The sequence below is a fragment of the Novosphingopyxis sp. YJ-S2-01 genome (genome assembly GCF_016093175.1).
GTDB classification, from domain to species: domain Bacteria; phylum Pseudomonadota; class Alphaproteobacteria; order Sphingomonadales; family Sphingomonadaceae; genus Novosphingopyxis; species Novosphingopyxis iocasae.
In genome coordinates this window covers 650,154-667,175 of record NZ_JAEDAI010000001.1, presented here as the reverse complement: position 1 = coordinate 667,175, position 17,022 = coordinate 650,154, and the positions used below count along the sequence as shown (strand labels likewise).

18 protein-coding genes and 1 tRNA gene are annotated in these 17,022 nt (G+C 62.6%); 8 read left to right on the top strand and 11 right to left on the bottom strand.

The features are described from left to right. Window positions 1-4 precede the first annotated feature (4 nt). The 5 genes from I6A82_RS03205 to I6A82_RS03185 all read right to left on the bottom strand — a co-directional run bounded on the left by I6A82_RS03205 (window position 5) and on the right by I6A82_RS03185 (window position 6,322). On the bottom strand, window positions 5-2,254 hold the full coding sequence (locus tag I6A82_RS03205; RefSeq protein WP_198093701.1) for a hypothetical protein: 2,250 nt from the start codon (window positions 2,252-2,254) through the stop codon (window positions 5-7). Between the two features lie 182 nt (window positions 2,255-2,436). Beyond that, complete coding sequence (locus I6A82_RS03200) at window positions 2,437-3,345, bottom strand: CsgG/HfaB family protein (protein ID WP_232343256.1); 909 nt, start codon at window positions 3,343-3,345, stop codon at window positions 2,437-2,439. 101 nt (window positions 3,346-3,446) lie between these two features. After that, on the bottom strand, window positions 3,447-3,908 hold the full coding sequence (locus tag I6A82_RS03195; RefSeq protein WP_232343255.1) for a curli production assembly/transport component CsgF: 462 nt from the start codon (window positions 3,906-3,908) through the stop codon (window positions 3,447-3,449). A 266-nt stretch (window positions 3,909-4,174) separates the two neighbouring features. Beyond that, a complete protein-coding gene (locus I6A82_RS03190; RefSeq protein ID WP_198093699.1) occupies window positions 4,175-5,863 on the bottom strand; it encodes a hypothetical protein in 1,689 nt (562 codons plus the stop codon). A gap of 366 nt (window positions 5,864-6,229) precedes the next feature. Next, window positions 6,230-6,322, bottom strand: a tRNA-Ser gene (locus I6A82_RS03185). A gap of 232 nt (window positions 6,323-6,554) precedes the next feature. Here I6A82_RS03185 and I6A82_RS03180 point away from each other — a divergent pair. From I6A82_RS03180 to I6A82_RS03165, 4 genes are all read left to right on the top strand, one after another. Beyond that, on the top strand, window positions 6,555-7,373 hold the full coding sequence (locus I6A82_RS03180) for a DUF1134 domain-containing protein (RefSeq protein WP_232343254.1): 819 nt from the start codon (window positions 6,555-6,557) through the stop codon (window positions 7,371-7,373). Between the two features lie 81 nt (window positions 7,374-7,454). Further along, window positions 7,455-8,630 carry an amino acid aminotransferase gene (locus tag I6A82_RS03175; protein ID WP_198093697.1) on the top strand — a complete coding sequence of 392 codons (1,176 nt, stop codon included), beginning with the start codon at window positions 7,455-7,457 and terminating at the stop codon, window positions 8,628-8,630. Between the two features lie 248 nt (window positions 8,631-8,878). Next, window positions 8,879-9,457: a DUF1993 domain-containing protein gene (locus I6A82_RS03170; protein WP_198093696.1), complete on the top strand. Its 579-nt coding sequence runs from the start codon at window positions 8,879-8,881 to the stop codon at window positions 9,455-9,457. Between the two features lie 74 nt (window positions 9,458-9,531). Then, window positions 9,532-10,257 (top strand): EcsC family protein, encoded by a 726-nt coding sequence (locus I6A82_RS03165; protein ID WP_198093695.1) that lies wholly within the window; start codon window positions 9,532-9,534, stop codon window positions 10,255-10,257. A 36-nt stretch (window positions 10,258-10,293) separates the two neighbouring features. Here I6A82_RS03165 and ribH read toward each other — a convergent pair whose 3' ends face one another. The 5 genes from ribH to I6A82_RS03140 form a co-directional block, all read right to left on the bottom strand. Next, window positions 10,294-10,716 carry a 6,7-dimethyl-8-ribityllumazine synthase gene (gene ribH, locus I6A82_RS03160; RefSeq protein WP_187334942.1) on the bottom strand — a complete coding sequence of 141 codons (423 nt, stop codon included), beginning with the start codon at window positions 10,714-10,716 and terminating at the stop codon, window positions 10,294-10,296. 25 nt (window positions 10,717-10,741) lie between these two features. After that, window positions 10,742-11,362: a riboflavin synthase gene (locus tag I6A82_RS03155; RefSeq protein WP_198093694.1), complete on the bottom strand. Its 621-nt coding sequence runs from the start codon at window positions 11,360-11,362 to the stop codon at window positions 10,742-10,744. Then, window positions 11,362-12,324, bottom strand: coding sequence for a bifunctional diaminohydroxyphosphoribosylaminopyrimidine deaminase/5-amino-6-(5-phosphoribosylamino)uracil reductase RibD (gene ribD / locus I6A82_RS03150; protein ID WP_198093693.1), 963 nt, complete (start codon window positions 12,322-12,324; stop codon window positions 11,362-11,364). Before ribD ends, I6A82_RS03155 begins: the two co-directional genes overlap by 1 nt. Next, window positions 12,324-12,731, bottom strand: a complete 408-nt coding sequence (locus tag I6A82_RS03145) for a hypothetical protein (RefSeq protein ID WP_198093692.1) — start codon at window positions 12,729-12,731, stop codon at window positions 12,324-12,326. The genes ribD and I6A82_RS03145 overlap by 1 nt, the downstream gene beginning before the upstream one ends. Window positions 12,732-12,798: 67 nt before the next feature. Then, complete coding sequence (locus tag I6A82_RS03140) at window positions 12,799-13,491, bottom strand: energy transducer TonB (RefSeq protein WP_198093691.1); 693 nt, start codon at window positions 13,489-13,491, stop codon at window positions 12,799-12,801. A 169-nt stretch (window positions 13,492-13,660) separates the two neighbouring features. Between I6A82_RS03140 and I6A82_RS03135 the strand changes: the two genes are divergently transcribed. Then, a complete protein-coding gene (locus I6A82_RS03135; protein WP_187334945.1) occupies window positions 13,661-14,596 on the top strand; it encodes a ribose-phosphate pyrophosphokinase in 936 nt (311 codons plus the stop codon). Between the two features lie 4 nt (window positions 14,597-14,600). Further along, window positions 14,601-15,401, top strand: coding sequence for a histidinol-phosphatase (gene hisN, locus I6A82_RS03130; protein WP_198093690.1), 801 nt, complete (start codon window positions 14,601-14,603; stop codon window positions 15,399-15,401). Between the two features lie 18 nt (window positions 15,402-15,419). On the opposite strand, the gene I6A82_RS03125 is transcribed toward hisN, so the two are convergent. Beyond that, complete coding sequence (locus I6A82_RS03125) at window positions 15,420-16,169, bottom strand: SDR family NAD(P)-dependent oxidoreductase (RefSeq protein WP_198093689.1); 750 nt, start codon at window positions 16,167-16,169, stop codon at window positions 15,420-15,422. 213 nt (window positions 16,170-16,382) lie between these two features. Here I6A82_RS03125 and rpmI point away from each other — a divergent pair, with 213 nt between their 5' ends. Beyond that, complete coding sequence (gene rpmI / locus I6A82_RS03120) at window positions 16,383-16,586, top strand: 50S ribosomal protein L35 (RefSeq protein ID WP_187334948.1); 204 nt, start codon at window positions 16,383-16,385, stop codon at window positions 16,584-16,586. Window positions 16,587-16,630: 44 nt separating this feature from the next. Further along, window positions 16,631-16,993, top strand: coding sequence for a 50S ribosomal protein L20 (rplT, locus tag I6A82_RS03115; protein ID WP_198093688.1), 363 nt, complete (start codon window positions 16,631-16,633; stop codon window positions 16,991-16,993). Window positions 16,994-17,022 lie beyond the last annotated feature (29 nt).

Sequence of the window (17,022 nt, the reverse complement as noted above, 5' to 3'; positions counted from 1 at the left end):
CGCCTTACTGGTTCACCGTGGCGGTATTGGCGCTGCCGCTCTGAGTGACCGACGAATAAGCATTGTCGACAGCGGTCTGCGTCACGAACGCGCTATTGCCGTTGCCGCTTTGCTCGATCTCGGAGACCATGCCTTCACCGCCCTGGGTAACTTCGGCCAGATTGTCGTTGCCGGACTGGGTGATGTCCGAATCTGCCGAGATGGAGCCTGCCTGCTGCCACAGCGTCGCTTCGTTCCCGACACCGGACTGGCTGACATAGCTGACCCCGTCCGTGCCAAGCTGGCGAACGTAAGTGGCGGCCATACCGTTCTCGAACGGGCCTTCAGAGGCACCGGTCTGGAAAACCTCCGACTCGTTACCGCTGCCGATCTGCTCCACGAAGGCGCTGCTCATCGCAGACTGGGTGATGAACGATTCGTTGGTCTGCTCTGCCGTTGCGCTCGCCAGGTCATTCTTCTGAAGGACCTTTGCCAATGCCCCCGCGGACCCCGCATCCTGCGTGATCACGGAGTCGTTCTGCTGTCCGTCCTGCCGGACATCGGCAGTGGCCGCATCGGCCTGCTCGATCGACGAGAAGTTGCTCGGGAAGTAGGTGGTCACGGTCGCATCACCGTTTTGAACCACCGTGGCGTCGGCACCTTCGGCAGTTTGGGACACGAACGAGTCGTTGTCGCCATAGGCACCGGCCTGCGTCACGCTGGCCGTCGCGCCCGCGGTCTGCTCCAGATCGGAATTATTGAAGATGCCGGTCTGCTTGACAGTGGCATCAGCCATACCGCCCTCCGAGCTCTGCCGCAGGTCCGAGCGGTTGAGCTGCCCGCTTTGCGTCACTTGAGCACTTGCGCCGCCCGAGCCTGTCTGTTCGATGTTCGAGAAGTTTGCACGAACAGCAAATGGTGCGTCGTCATTCAGGCGGTTCGGTTGATCGGTTCGCGGACGACCGAAAAAGCCGCTTGCGCTTTCCATCGATTCAGTCTGGCTCACCGTTGCCGAATTCATGCCATTGGACTGCAGGATGCTGCTATCGTTCTGATCGCCCGTCTGTTCAACCTCAGCAAAAGCATCGCCTGATTGCTGGGTGATCGCGGCGACGTTCTCGTTGCCGTTTTGATCGATAATAGCGTCGGCTGGCAGCGCTAATTCCTGAGTAACGGTTCCGCTGTTGTCGTCACCCAGTTGCGTGATGCTGGCGGTGGCGTTCAGACCAAGCTCAGTCTCAGCCGAGGGTGGGGTGGCATCACCGAACCCGTCGGCATCCTGCCGCACGACCGTTGCCATATTGTCATTCCCCTCTTGGGAGATGGTGGCGTCGGCGAAATTGCCAGCCTGCTTGATGGATGCGGTATTGTCGTCGCCAATTTGTCCAACGCTCGCGATCTGATTGTCGCCGCTTTGTTCGATCGTCGAGTTGTTGCCATCGCCGTTCTGGATTACGCCCACGCTGCGCCCTGCATCGAGTTCAATATCCGTGTAATTGTTATCGGGATCGCCGATATCACCGTTCACACCGGTCTGCGTAATCTTGGACATATTGTCATCGCCGCGCTGATCGACGCTTGCTTCGTTGAAACGCGACTGCTGCAGGATTGTCGATGTACTCGAACCATCCTGATAAACCGCCGCATTGTGCGGGCCGCCATTCTGGGTGATTTCGGAACTAGCCGTGCCGCTGTTCTGGATCACGCTGGCGCGCTGATCGCTGCCGGTCTGCTCGATACTGCTGTAAGCATCCAGCGTGCCGCTGTTCTGCAGAACATAAGCAGTGCCTTTGGTGCCGGACTGCGTGACGACGGAACCGGTGGTCTCATCATTGCCGCCGACGCCATATTGTTCGACGGTCGCTTGGTTGCGGTTCTGGCTCTGCGTGATGGTGGAGTTCATCCCGCTGCTGTCTTCACCCTGCGTCAGCGTGGCAGCGTTCCGATTGCCGCTCTGGTCGATCTTGGAATAGCCATTTTCACCATCCTGATCGACAGACGCCACGTTTGACCGCCCGGCATTGTCACCGGTGGTGAAACGTGCGGTGCCGGTGCCGTCCTGATCCACATCGGACTTGTTGTTCGAGCCGTTCTGATCGACAGTTGCTGCATTGTCGGCGCCCATCTGATTGACATCGCTGCTGTTATTGGTTTGCGCCAAAGCCGGGGCGCCCATCAGAAGCGCTGCGGCTGATACGGTTGCGTAAAAAGACTTCTTCATGGTTGTCTTCCTTCTTTCAAAGGTGATAACCAGCAGGCCCCGGTGCGCATGCATCGGGGAGCCGTGGTTACCACGGGGTTGTGTTCACTCACGTTCACTACCTGCGCGCATCGGAGTTACCGCTCCGGTGCGTGCCTTGCCCTGATCATCCTGATATTCGCGGCTTCAAGGCGAACCGCATGGTCTTCTGTCTCGGCTTAGGCCCGGTTTCTTCTGTTGAGCCACGTCCGGATTGTTCAGGATTCACTTTTCCCCATACTCTTCTCCTCCTTGATGATGAGCGGCGGGGTCTTGCGCGCACGCTCCGCTGCACGCTGCATGTCCCCGGCCGAATAAATGCCGTCGCGTTCCTGACGATAGGCCCAAACCATCGGCCAGGCCGCTTCGCTGTCCGCGAATTCCCAAAGTTTCAGGTCCGCGCCCTCCATGACGATGCCGTAGACCGCTTTCTCGATCGCCTGTTGCAAGGCTATCTGGTTGGGCTCGTTCGTGGTCACGCCGGCCTCCGCTTCCAGCAATTCTTTGAACGCCACGAATTTGAACGCGCTACCGCCGATGGCGGTGCTGGCGATCGTTTTCGAGGCGGTAACGGTCGTCAGAACCTCTCCGGTGCGCACGGATACCGCCCGCAGATAAACCGTCACCGTGTCCTGGCGATATTCCGTTCGCCCGCCAATGCCGAGAAATGCAGCACCTGCACCTCCCGTCACGGTATTGGTGTCATATCCCACAATGCCGCCTTCCAGGAGGACACCGGCGAACAACAATGCGGGCAGGGCCTGAGTGTTCAACTGGGTCTCGCCCAGATAACGCTCGCGCATTTCGCGAATTATCTGGCGCTCTTTCAGCAGATTATCCAGCCGCTCGCGCTCTACGATCGTGAACCACTTACGGTCACCGGTTTCCTGCAGCGCCCGGACGAGCATGGACCCTGCACCTTGCGTCACCGCCCGGGAGAGCGTCTGCCCCGCTTCGGTCGGTTTGAACTGGCCCGTTTGGTCCGTAAAACCATAGACCGCGATCGCGACCGGTCTTTGCGGCGGCGGCAGATCGTTCAGAAGCAACTGAGTCTGCGTTTTCTGCGGGAAGAATGCCAGGGACGTGGTGGCCGGGAACTCCGCCCGCCCGTCTTCGTCCAAAGACATACACCCCGATGTGCAAGCCAACGCGACCATCGCGCTCGCCGTCATCAGTAATTTGGATCCAACCCTTAGCATCTCAATCCCCCAATTGACCCCTGCGCTGCTCAGTTCACCTCGACGAACAGCGGAACGACGATCGTCGTCTCCTCTCCCGTATCGTCATTGCGGATTGTGATCGTGACAGAGTCCAATGACCGGAAAAAATTGATCGTCTGTCCTCCAAAACTGATCGTCCCCTGCTCCTGCGGATTATCCCCGAAGATCGCATCGACGAGCTGCGAGGAGAGTGCAGAAAGTAACCGCGACTGCAATTGACGCGCAAAAATGTCGGCCTGCGACGACGTGCTGCGTGCATTCGGGTCCCTGAAATCATTTTGCGCATTGGCAATGCCAAGCAGGTGTCCCGAATTAAACGGATTGCCGCCAAAGCTGGGGTTGATCGGCTCGTAGACCAGATCCTGTGCTTTTGCTGGAGATACAGCTATCCCGATCGCCAGAAGCGCGGCGCAAATCCGTTTCATTTCCTCTACCCCATTCGTTGATGTTGCCATCAGCGCGGCTTCCAAACGAAAGCCGGTTCCTCTTGGACGACAGGGAAAAGCAGATGCTTCACGATCGCGCTGCGAAGCTTTAAGTTCGACTCGCCCCCGCTGTCACAAGCGTTATCGGGCATGACGCGGCATCAGTGCATCACCCAATTGGGTGAGCCTGCGTTAATAAAGCGTTAAAAGATCGAGAGCGCGAACGTTGTCCCAAACCGAGACCGCCCGACACTCACAGGTAAAGTCCGGGGAAGGCTAGACACATGCCCTCGCCGAAAACGATGGATGGATCAGGCGACGGGTCCAAAGCGACGCACCGGTAAGAACCGTGCGGCGTCCCGAAGTCGCTCGCTCCAGCGGCGATCTTCGAAGGGTATCCAGTCAAGCATGGCATCGCATGCGGCGCGCTTCGATTCGTTGAGCCGGCCAAGCGCGGCTTCCGCCTCGTCATCCCGCCCCAAGGCGCGCAGCGCAGCGCTTTCCAGCACATGCGCCAGAACATATCCGGGATGTGTGGCGCGGATCGCCTTTACGATATCCAGCACGTCTTTGTGTCGCTCCAGCATCCACAGCGCCGTACCCTTTTCGCCCAGCGCAAAGAAGCGCTTGGAATCCAGCGGACTGAGGAACAATGCGTGTTCTATCAAAGGAATGGCGCCTTCGGGATCGCCCCCGAGATAGTGCGAGGAGCCCAAATGGGTAAAGGCACTGGCCGAGCTTGGATCGAGGTTGCACGCACGCCGCAAATGCTCTTTGGCAGCGTCACTGTGGCGGTGCCAGTTTTCCAGAATACCGAGATATAACGGACCGCGCGCATCCGCCGGATCGGCCCGGATCGCGCCTCGGATGCGACCGGCGAGAGCGGCAAACTCGTCCGGTGGTGACCGATTAAGCCAGTGCTGCCAGAGCTCCAGGTTGCTTGAAAGCATCAGGATTTCCGAATGGTACGGCGTTTCAGCGCGCATCGTCTCGATAAGCGCGCGTGCCGTGGCGAAATCGGCTTGCGTGAACTGGTCGATATGATGGCGCACCCGCCACGCGAGCGTATGCAATCCGTGCTCGCGATCGTCGTCCGGTTTCACATGGCGCTGCTCGCAATAGTCGAACGTGGCTGCAATGGTGCTAACCGCCCGCGCAACCTCTTTTTCGATCGCCTCAACATTTGCAGCCTCGGTACCGAGACTGCGCGTCTCGCTCCATCGAATGATACGACCGGGCATTTCATACAGTGCAAAGCTCACTGAAGGGTCGCCGCGCACTTCGTCGACCTCGCTATAAATGACGTAGCGCGCGGAAAGTTCGTCGGCGATGGCATCGATATCCATCACGTCACTTGCCGCTTCCACAAGCGCTCCCGACGTTACGACCGGCAGCCAGCGCAAGCGAGGCAACAGGCCCAGGAGATTTTGCATAACCAGGGCGGCGGCGGCATGCTTGTTAGCCCTCGCCCACCGGGTCGGTGCTACAGCGATGCGCGCTACCGTCTGCGGCTGAGGTGCATGCAGCGCTTCGAATTCATCTCGGATCTTGGTCGCTGCGGCCCGCCGCCTCTGCCGCTCTAGCTTCGCGCGGCTTTCATCGAGCCAGGCCGCAAAGGCATCCGCGCCTTCCAGGTCGATACCATCTAGCAGCTCTCCTGAGGCATCCGGCGGTCCCGAGCCATCCCAATCGACCCTAATTTTCGCGCGATCGAGACGGACCGTCCGCTGATTGACGATCAGGCAATCAATATTGCTTTTGCCCAGTTGCCTGCGTAGACCAGCAAGTTCGGCGCGAAGACTGCTCTGCGCCTGCTGTTTCGAACGCCCTTCCCAAAGCATTTGCTGCAACCAGACCCGCGACCGCTCCGCCCGTTCGGAAAGCGCAAGGAGCGCCAGCAGAGCAAGCCCCTTGCTGCTGGAAATCGGCACAGGTTCCCCATCCGCGGCTTTGACGCGCGGACATCCAATCAGAAACAGCGTTGCAGTTTCGGCGTCCAAATAATTGCCCCCGAAGCCACCCGTCGGCATCTTCGTGATGATGAATAGACTAGCCGGCGCGCTATGTACATCACAACACAGAAAAGCACACTGTCGCAAAGCTTCGAGCTGCGGTTAGTCGGCACAGTATTGTATACGAACCATCGACCCTAATCGGATTCGAGACTGATCTTGGAGGCCGTGATATGGTGCTAAGCACTGCTATCATATCTGAAGGTGGCAGAAGTCGTTGAGCTTACCGGACATGTTCTCGACTTGGTACCGCTACCGATAGAGCGAAACGTCGTAGAAAAAAGCCACCTCGCCGTCCGTTTTCACGTGATACAGGCAGCGACGGCGCGTCCGGCAAGAACATTGGCGACCGAATGGCGGACACGGAGGGATTCGAACCCTCGGTACGGAATTAACCCGCACGGCGGTTTAGCAAACCGCTGGTTTCAGCCACTCACCCACGTGTCCTGTGCCGGCTGGCAAGGCGCGCTCTATAACGAGCCGGACGCTTGCCCGCAACGGGCTTGTGAGGCTTGCGATGAAGCTTTGCTTTGCCCCTGCTTCAGCGCGGATTCATCGCGGTGCCGTCAGCGCCGTGATCCTGCCGCGAAAAGGACTCTGGTCGACGCGGAGGATTTGAGGGACTATTCACCCGGCACACATGGCGGTTCCGCACCGGGCACAAAAGGGGAAACGAGCGATGACATCCTTTCTGACGCGGTATCTGCTGCCGATCGCCGCGGCTATGATGATGGTCGGCGCGCCAGCCGCTGCCCAGATTCGCGAGATCGATCCCAACCAGGCGATCGACGCCGATCTTGGACCACCCCCTACCGAGCAGCGGACTCCGAACAATCCCGCAACGCCAACCTATAACCCCTATGACGTGCCGCCCGAGGACAATGTCCTGATGAACGGGCAGAGCGACCCGAACGGCGATTATCAGCCCTCCGTCCCGCCGCCGCCGCCCCCGCCGGTACAGGGCACGGCCACTCCGCAGGCCCCGCCGATCGGCAGCGTTCCCGTATCCGGCGACGATACCTATCAGCAGGACGATCTGATCGGCGCTGCCGAGGGCGTGTTCGGCAAAGGGGCCGAGGGCCTGGCCAAGGTGATCCAGGATATTCTCTCCAAACAGGGCGAGCCCAATGGCTATATCGTCGGGCGCGAGGGTAGCGCCGCCTTCGTCGTGGGCCTGCGCTACGGCTCCGGCACGCTGTTCCACAAGATTGAGGGCGAGCGCCCGGTCTACTGGACCGGCCCGTCGGTGGGCTTCGATGCAGGCGCCAATGCCGGCAGCACCTTCATCCTGGTCTATAATCTCTACGACACCGAAGACCTCTATAAACGCTATGTCGCGGGCGAGGGTGCGGCCTATCTTTTGGGCGGGTTCAACGTCAGCTATCTGCGCCGCGGGGACAAAGTGTTGATCCCGATCCGGGTGGGCGCCGGGCTGCGACTGGGGGCGAATGTCGGCTATATGAAGTTTTCCAAGAAGCAGCGCTGGCTGCCTTTCTGACGCGCCAATCCTGCGCGCGCTCTTGCGGCGGCGCGGCATAAACGGCATGGCACGCGCCGGACCCAACAGCCGGAGCTTGCCATGTTCGAAGATCTCAAAGACCTGCCGCCCGATGGTCTGCTTCAGCTGATCAAGCTCTACCGCGACGATTCCAACCCGCAGAAGATCGATCTGGGCGTGGGCGTCTATCGCGATGCCGATGGCGGCACGCCGGTTTTCCGCGCGGTGAAGAAGGCCGAGCATCGCTTGCACGAGGTGCAGGACAGCAAGAGCTATCTGGGGCCGGAGGGCGACCATGAATTCGTCGCTGCGCTGCGCCCCTATATCTTCGGCAAAAACGATGGCTACGGCGCGCGGTTGAACGGCGTTCAGACGCCGGGCGGCACCGGCGCGGTGCGTCTGGCCTGCGAAACGCTGGCATCGGCGGGTGCGAAGCGGGTGCTGCTGGGCACGCCCAGCTGGCCGAACCACGGCCCGATCATCCAGGCGACCGGCATGGAGCCGGTGCTGTTCGACCACGCCGATATCAAGACGCAGACGCTGGATTTCGGCGCACTGATCGATGCCATGAAGGCGGCGGACAAGGGCGACATCGTGCTGCTGCACGGCTGCTGCCATAATCCCACCGGCATCGATTACAGTGCCGATCAATGGGGCGAAATCGCCTCCATCGTGGCGGACCGCGGACTCTTCCCGCTGATCGACCTGGCCTATCAGGGCCTTGGACACGGGTTCGAAGAAGACGCCGAGGGCCTCCGCAAGGTCATCGCTGCGGCGCCCGAATCGATGCTGGCCTATAGCTGCGACAAGAATTTCGGGCTGTACCGCGAACGCGTCGGCGCGCTCTATGCGCTGTCGAATACGGAAGCGCAGGCGGCGACGCTCTACAGCCATCTGCTGTCCAACGCGCGCGCCAACTGGTCGATGCCGCCGGATCATGGCGCGGCGACGGTGCGCGTGATCCTTTCCGACGACGATTTCCGCGCCGAATGGGATGCCGAAGTGCGCGACATGCGCGCACGGCTCAACCGGATGCGCAGCGCGCTGGCCGAATATCAGAATGTCGGCGATGTCGATCTGGCCGCCGTCGGGCGCCAGAACGGTCTGTTCTCCACGCTGAACCTGTCCAAGGATCAGGTGATGGCGATGCGTGGAAGCCACGGCATCTACATGGCGGCATCGGGCCGAATCAATGTGGCCGGCCTCAACGAACGCAACATCCCGCACTTTGTTGAAGCACTGCGCTCGATCGCCTGATCGGCTGGAAAGTCGCATAGGTCCGCATACGGGGGAGGCGTTTTGCCTCCCGCGCGAACCGGACCTGTGATGCGCAAGATCGCTCCGCGCGTTCGGGTGAAAGGAAACGCAGGCGTCCATGCGATTTCCAGTAACATTGCAGCGTCTCTGTAGGACAGGGCCGTTCCGGATCGCGGGCGGTGAAGCTGCTACCGCGCGTGACGCGGTTGCGCGTGCGGGTTAGAAAACGCCAACCGGAAGGAAATCCTATGAAGCTGATCGATCTGCTCACCCCGACCTATATTCAGATGCTGAATGCCCTGTCCGCCTGGCTCGACAAGGCTGCGGGGCAGATCGGCGCGGACGAGGCCGAAAAGCTGCTGGCCGCCCGCTTGGCGCCGGATATGTTCCCGCTGTCCACGCAGGTGCGGTTCGCCTGTGTGCAAGCGCTGGAAGGAATGTACCGCTTGCGGGGCGAGGCCTTTCCGCCCGAAATGAGCGATCTGCTGAAGGAAGGCCAGAATGGCGGCGAGCATCCGGGTTCGTTGGCGCAGGCCAAGGCCCGTATCGCTGAAACGGTCTCCTCCGTGCAATCGCTCGCTACCGACATGACCGAGCCCGACGCCGGAGCGCCAATTGCGCATGAGCTGCCCAACGGGATGGTCTTCGATCTCGGCACCGAACAATATGCGCGCGATTGGGCGCTGGGGCAGTTCTATTTCCACATCATGACCGCCTATGCGATCCTGCGCCAACAGGGCGTCGCGCTAGGCAAGGCGGACTATGTCGCGCACATGATGGGTCATCTGCGCCCCGAATCGATACCGGGAGCTAACAAGGCGGGCTGAGGCGAGAGCGGCGGAGGATTGAAAGGCACGGCGTCAAAGCCGGAACATAAAATGTCCGGGCCTGTTAAGGCTTTATGGATATCAAAACCGAACAGCGCGCCTATCGCGAAAGCCGACCCTCCGCCCTTGGTCGCGGGATCGAACGGCTGACCAGCCCCGTCGGCAAGAAGCTGGCTAAGCTCGTTCCCTCATCGCTCGTGCGCATGGTGCTCAAACGGCTCGATGATGCGAGCGGCGCGGCCCAATTGTACAATTTCGAACATAATCGTTCCAATCTTGCCGCCTGCCGGAAAGCTGCCGGGAGGGTGGAAAAGGTGGCCATGTCGATCAACGCATCGACCGGGGCGGCATCGGGCTTTGGCGGCCTGTTCACCATGGGGCTCGATGTTCCCGCGACGGTCGGTCTAGCCATGCGCAACATCCGCGACACCGGCAGGGCTTACGGCTTCACCGGCGAAGGCGAGGCCGAGCAGATTTTCCGGCTGCAAATCCTGGAGCTGGCAACGCTCGATAATGAAGAGCAGCGCCGCGCGCGCATCGCAGCGCTGGAAGCGGGCATCGCGCCCGATGGCGGTCTGCTGGCTCCCGGCGCAAAGGCCAGTACGCCGGTGGTCGATCAGGTGGTGGAACGCGTCTCGCGCGCGCTGGCACTTGCTTCCTTCCGCCGCCGCGCGGGCATGGTAGTGCCCTTTGTGGGCGCAGCGGTGGGCGGCGCGATTAACGCTTCCTTCCAGCGCGATGTCTCGAAAGCCGCGCGCTTCGCCTATCAGGCACGGCGTCTACAGGCCGAAAACGTCTGAGCAGACGAGGACCGGTCGCCCTCGCGGCCGGTTTCGTTATCCGGCGAACTGCGCCTGCAGATCGAGCAGCGCGATCGCCGCCTTGGCCGCCTCGCCGCCCTTGTTCTTCTGCGCGGGATCGGCGCGCGCAACTGCCTGCGCCTCATTTTCCACGGTGATGATGCCATTGCCCACGGCAAGGCCGTCCATGGTGAGCGCCATCAGGCCCCGCGCGCTTTCGCCCGCCACGATTTCGAAATGATAGGTCTCGCCACGGATGACGACGCCGATCGCCACGAACCCTTCATAGCGCCCGCTTTCGGCGGCCAGCGCGATGGCGCCGGGGATTTCGAGCGCGCCGGGCACGGTGATGACATCGACCTGATGGCCCGCCTCTTCCAGCGCCGCGCGGGCCCCGTCGATCAGCATGTCGTTGAGCTGGCCGTAGAAGCGCGCTTCCACGATGAGGAACTTGGCCATGGGGGTGTATCTCCGGAAGGGCGGCTCAGGCCGCGTTCTTGACCTGATCGAACCGCGCCAGATAGCGCGACAGGATATCGATTTCGAGATTGACCGCGCGGCCCGGCTCGATGCCCGCCAGCGTGGTCATTTCCGCGGTGTGCGGGATGATGTTGAGCGTGAAGACGGTGCCGTCCGGTCCGTCCTCCACCGTGTTGACGGTGAGCGACACGCCGTCGACCGCGATCGAGCCCTTGCCCGCCACATGCGCTGCAAGATCGGACGGCACACGGATGCTAACCTTCCACGAATCGCCCTGCGGCTCCACGCCGACCACTTCGCCGACACCATCGATATGGCCGGTGACGATATGGCCGCCCAGCTCGTCGCCCACCTTCAGAGCGCGCTCCAGATTGAGGCGCTGCGCCTCGCTCCACTGGCCCTGCGCGGTGCGCGAGACGGTTTCGCCGGATACGTCGACCGCGAACCAGTGGCCGCGATCGTCCGTGCCCTTGTCGACCACCGTCAGGCAGACGCCGGAGCAAGCGATCGATGCGCCCATGGCGATATCGCCGGGCTCGTAGGAACAGCCGATGACGACGCGCATATCGCCGCGCTGCTCGATTGAGCGGATGGTGCCGATGTCGGTGATGATGCCTGTAAACATTAGCTGCGCTCGTAGACTTCCAGCCGGTCGCTGCCAAGCATGCGCGTGTCGGCGAGCTGCCATTGGCCATGCGCGTCGGCGAGCGCGGCAAGGCCTATATCACCGAGCGCCGGGTAGCCGTCGCCAATCAGGATCGGCGCGCGGTAGAGGACGAGGCGATCGACCAGCCCCGCCGCGAGAAATGCGGCGGCGGTCTGCGCGCCGCCTTCGACGAGGAGGTAATTGCCCGCGAGATCGGCGATTCCCTCGGGAGCGGCGATGCCGTTCCAGCCTTCGGGCACCGATCCACGCGTCAGGACCTCGCGCCGTGGCGAGCGCTCCTCCAGTCCGGCAAGGCGCACGTCGAGCTTCGGATCGTCGGCCCGCAAAGTGCCGCCGCCGACGAGGATATGGTCGCTTTGTGCACGAAGGCCGTGGGCATGCGCGCGGGCGCGATCGCCGGTGATCCATCGGCTCGATCCGTCCGCCATCGCGATGCGCCCGTCGAGCGAGGTGGCGAACTTCAGCGTCACATGCGGGCGGCCATGCGCTTGCCGGGTGAAGAACCCCGCCATCGACCGATGCGCCTCTGCCGCCATGACCCCGTGCGTCACCGCGATGCCGGCATCCTGCAGCCGGGCGATGCCCTTGCCCTCCGTCCGCGGGTCCGCGTCATGCGCGGCGATCACCACCCGTTCCGGGCGCGCTTCGGCAAGCAGATCGGCGCAGGCAGGGCCGCGCTCGCTCTCATGCGCGCAGGGCTCCAGCGTCACGTAAGCGGTGGCGTCATCCAGCGTGCCATCGATTTGCGACAGAGCGTGCGCCTCGGCATGCGGGCGGCCGCCGGGCTGGGTCCAACCGCGCGCGAGCACGCGCCCGCCGCGCATGATGATGCAGCCGACATGGGGGTTTGCGCCGGTTCGGCCCCGTCCGCGCTCGCCCAGTGCCAGCGCGGCGGCCATGACGTCGCGATCAGTATGCATCAGCGTTCGGGCTGCTGCGGGGTTTTGGTAGGCGCATCGGCTGCGCCGCCCTGCTCCGAGGAAGCTTCCGCCTCGATCTTCTCGACATCCATGCCGACCATTCGGCCGAGCGACTTGTAATTCTCGCGCACCTGCTCTGCATGCGCCTCTTCGCGGATGCGGCGCTCCTCGCGCTCCTTCATGATCACCGCCATGCTGCGGTCGATCGGCCAGCTTTCGACATAGATGATCTCCGGCGGCGGGGGCGCGGACTTCTCATGCGCATCGATGATCAGCGCCACCACCAGCCCGATGGCAGGCACCAGCGCCATCGTGAAGAACAGCAGCTTGAACGGACGCTCCTGCGACAGAAAAAAGCGCAGATCGGCATAGGCCTTTTTCGGATTGGCCTGGGACAGGAAGTTCATCGTCGCCATACCGGCCGATATAGGAGGTTCGCGCCCGCCCCGCCAGTGGCCGGACGGGCGCGACCGCTCAATCGTCGATTGTGAAGCGCACCGTCAGCGTTTGCCAGCTCGGCACGGGCGTGCCGTCTCTGGTGGCGGGCTTGAACCGCCATTTGGACAGCGCCTGCCGCTCCGTCGCTCGGCCGAATTCGGGATCGGTGGCGCTGACCACCTCGACTTTCGAAACATGGCCGTCCGGGCCGATCAGGACGCGCACCGTTGCCGTGCCTTCAACATCCAGCCTCAAAAGCCTGCTTGGATAAGGCGGCTGGAAGTTCGCGGCATAGCGCGGATCGCGCACCGCATCGCGCAACACCGGCGGGGCGGGTGTCGGCGTTGGTGTCGGCGCAATCCGGGGCGCGATGATGGTGCCGGTGCCGCCGGGCGTGAAGCCCGGAACGGGCAGGGGATTGGGCTGCGGATCGCTGCTGGTCTCGGGGCCATCAAGTGGGGGAAGCGGCGTCTCCACAACAGGTTTGGGCGCGAACAGCGGCGGGGCAGGCGGCGCGGGATCGGTTGCCGCGATTTCCGGTTCCGGTTCGGGCGGCGGCGGCGGGTCGAGCGGTTTGACGTCGATCGCCTCGATCGGCTTGAACTTGCTCACCTCCCTGACTGCTGCAGGCGCCAGCAAAACCGCGGCGAGAAACGCTCCGTTGATGGCGATGGCGGCAACCATGCTCCTGGCATCGCGCGCCGGTTCGCGTTGATCGACAAAACTCATGTCCTTCTCCTCTCCTATACACGGGCTCCTCAACCCGGATCATGTTATAGCATAACACCAAGGTCGGGCAAGCTGGCCTGTGCGCCGCGCGCACTAGGCAGGCGAGCGCCCAGGCGTTAGGGCGTCACGCGATCGTCATCCTTGAGCCCAGAGGACCACCGCGCGCGCCATGAAAATCATCTCCGGTAACAGCAACCTGCCCCTCACCCGCGCCATTGCGGGCTATCTCGAACTGCCCGTCGTGGACGCCAGTGTGCGCCGTTTCGCGGACGAGGAAATCTTCGTCGAAATCCACGAGAATGTGCGCGGCGAGGATGTGTTCGTGGTCCAGTCGACCAGCTATCCGGCGAACGACAATCTGATGGAGCTGCTGATCATGATCGACGCGCTGCGCCGCGCGTCGGCCAAGCGCATCACCGCCGTCCTTCCCTATTTCGGCTATGCCCGGCAGGACCGGAAGCCGGGACCGCGCACGCCGATCTCGGCCAAGCTGGTGGCCAACCTGATCACCCAGGCAGGGGCGGACCGCGTGCTATCGATCGACCTGCACGCGGGTCAAATCCAGGGCTTTTTTGATATCCCGACCGATAACCTGTTCGCCGCCCCGGTGATGAGCGCAGACATCCTGGCGCGCTTCGGCAATGAACAGCTGATGGTCGTCTCCCCGGACGTCGGCGGCGTGGTGCGCGCCCGTGCGCTCGCCAAACGCCTCAACAACGCGCCGCTCGCCATCGTCGACAAGCGCCGCGAGAAGCCCGGCGAATCGGAAGTGATGAACATCATCGGCAATGTGCAGGACCATTTCTGCATCATCATCGACGATATCGTCGATTCGGGCGGCACCTTGTGCAACGCCGCTGCCGCGCTGAAGGCACAGGGCGCCAGCGATGTCGCCGCCTACTGCACCCACGGCGTACTGTCCGGCGGCGCGGCCCCGCGCATCGACGGATCGCAGCTGAAGGAACTGGTCATTACCGATTCGATCGCCGCAACCGAGGCGGTGAAAGACGCCAGCCGCATCCGCCACCTCACCATTGCGCCGTTGCTGGGCGAGGCAATCCGCCGCATCGCCGACGAAAGCTCGGTCTCCAGCCTGTTCGACTGATCGCATGACGCCAGCCGATCTCGCGCTCGCCCAGCGGCTCGCCGATGCGGCGGGCGAAGCCATTCGCCCTTTCTACCGCGCCGCCTTCAACAGCGAAGCGAAGGCCGACGCTTCTCCGGTGACGGAGGCAGACCGTGCGGCCGAAGCCGCCATGCGCCGTCTCCTCGATGCCGAAGCCCCGCGCGATGGCATCCATGGCGAAGAATATGGCGTGAAAGAAGGCAATAGCGGCCGGACCTGGGTGCTGGACCCCATTGACGGCACCGTCAGCTTCATGGCGGGCCGCCCGATCTTCGGAACGCTGATCGCCCTTCTGGAAGACGGCTGGCCGGTGCTCGGCCTGATCGATCAGCCGATAGGGCGCGAACGCTGGATTGGCGCGGCGGGCAAGGAGACGACCTTCAACGGGGCGCCCGTCCATGTGCGCACCTGCCCGGAACTGTCCCAGGCGGTGCTGGCCAGCACGAGTCCCAACCATTTCACGGACGAGACCGGTCACCGGTTTATGTCATTAGCGGCCAAGACCGCGCATAGCCGCATGGTCTGGGGCGGGGACTGTTACAATTACGGCCTGCTCGCCAGCGGACAGATCGATCTGGTGGTCGAGAGCGGCCTGAAACTGCACGATTTCGCCGCGCTTGTGCCGATCGTCGACGGCGCGGGCGGGCTGATGTGCGACTGGGCGGGCGATCCGCTCCACGCCGCCAGCGACGGCGAGGTGATCGCGCTGGGCGATCCGGCGCGGCTGGAAGACGTGCTGGAGGCGATGGAGAGCATCGTGCCCGGTCACGAGCACGATCACTGAACTACCCCGCTTTGCCGCTCACGCCATCGTGAGCCCGCCGTCCACGCGCAGTTCCGCGCCCGTCACATAACCCGCCTCGTCCGACAGCAGGAACGCGGCCACCTTTGCAACGTCCTCCGGCGCACCGATGCGGCCGAGCGGGATCATGTCGGCCACCTTCTGCTTGTATTGCTTCTGCTCATCCTCCGGCATGCCGCCGCGCGAATGGAACTCCGTTTCGGTCAGTCCCGGCGTCACCGTATTCACGCGGATACCGCGCGGCGCGAATTCGCTGGCGAGCGAGCGGACCGCTTGGCGCACTGCCGCCTTGGACGCGCTGTAGACGAGTGTGTCCGGCCGGTTACCGCCGACGGTGGCCGAGCCGACGAGCAGCATGGCGCCGCCATCCTTGATCCGGCTCGCCAGCGATTTGGCCTGCAGCAGGGGCCCACGCACATTGAGATCGAAATGCTTGTCGAAATGATCGGCATCGATCGCGTCCAGCTTTTCGAACGATCCATAGCCCGCGTTCAGGAACACTGCGTCCAGGCCGTCCGGCGCGAAATCTCCCGCCGCGCCGGCCAGCGCGGTCACCGCATCCGGATCGGAGGCGTCGTTGGCGATCACCTTCGCCTCCGGCAGCGCCTTGCGCGTCTCCTCGATATGCTCCTCGCTATGCCCGGTGATCAGCAGCCGCGCTCCTTCATCCGAAAGGCGTTTCGCGGTAGCGAGGCCGATGCCCGAGGTGCCGCCGGTGACGAGGATGTGCTGGTTTTCGAATCGGTTCATGGGAGAGCTCCTTGCTTTGTGACAGGTAACGCAAAGGGGAGGGGAAGGTTCGCCGATCAACGTCGGTCGCCATGGCTTGCAATTCGTACCCAGAGCCGCTAATTGCCGCCGCTTCGACTATGGGACGGGCTGGCCGGTAGGGCTGCCATGTTCGTCCGCAACGGTTGGAACCGGGCCGCGAGCCTCGTTCCACCTTCACACAAGGAGACCGAAATGCCCAAGCTGAAGACGAAGAGCGGCGTCAAGAAACGCTTCAAGCTCACTGCCACTGGTAAGGTCAAGCACGGCGTGGCCGGCAAGCGCCACCGCCTGATGAGCCACAACGCCAAGTATATCCGTCAGAACCGCGGTACGACCGTCCTCTCGGACGCCGACACCAAGACGGTCAAGAAATGGGCGCCCTACGGTCTCAACTGAGCCCGGCGACCGATTTCTCCCAAAGTTTCTGAAAGGATTTTAGCATGGCACGTGTGAAACGCGGCACTACCACCAAGGCGAAGCATAAGCGGATTTTGAATCAGGCGAAGGGCTATTACGGCCGTCGCAAGAACACCATCCGCGTCGCCAAGCAGGCCGTCGAAAAGGCCGGCCAATATGCCTATCGCGACCGCAAGGTTAAGAAGCGCACCTTCCGCGCGCTCTGGATTCAGCGCATCAACGCCGCCGTTCGCCCCGAAGGCCTCACCTATTCGCAGTTCATGCACGGCCTGAAGCTGTCCGGCCTGGATCTGGACCGCAAGGTGCTGGCCGATCTCGCGATGAACGAGAGCGAAGCTTTTGGCGTGATCGTCAGCCAGGCGAAGCAGGCGCTGCCCGCCGACTGATCGATCCCCGATCGACCTTTATAAAAGAA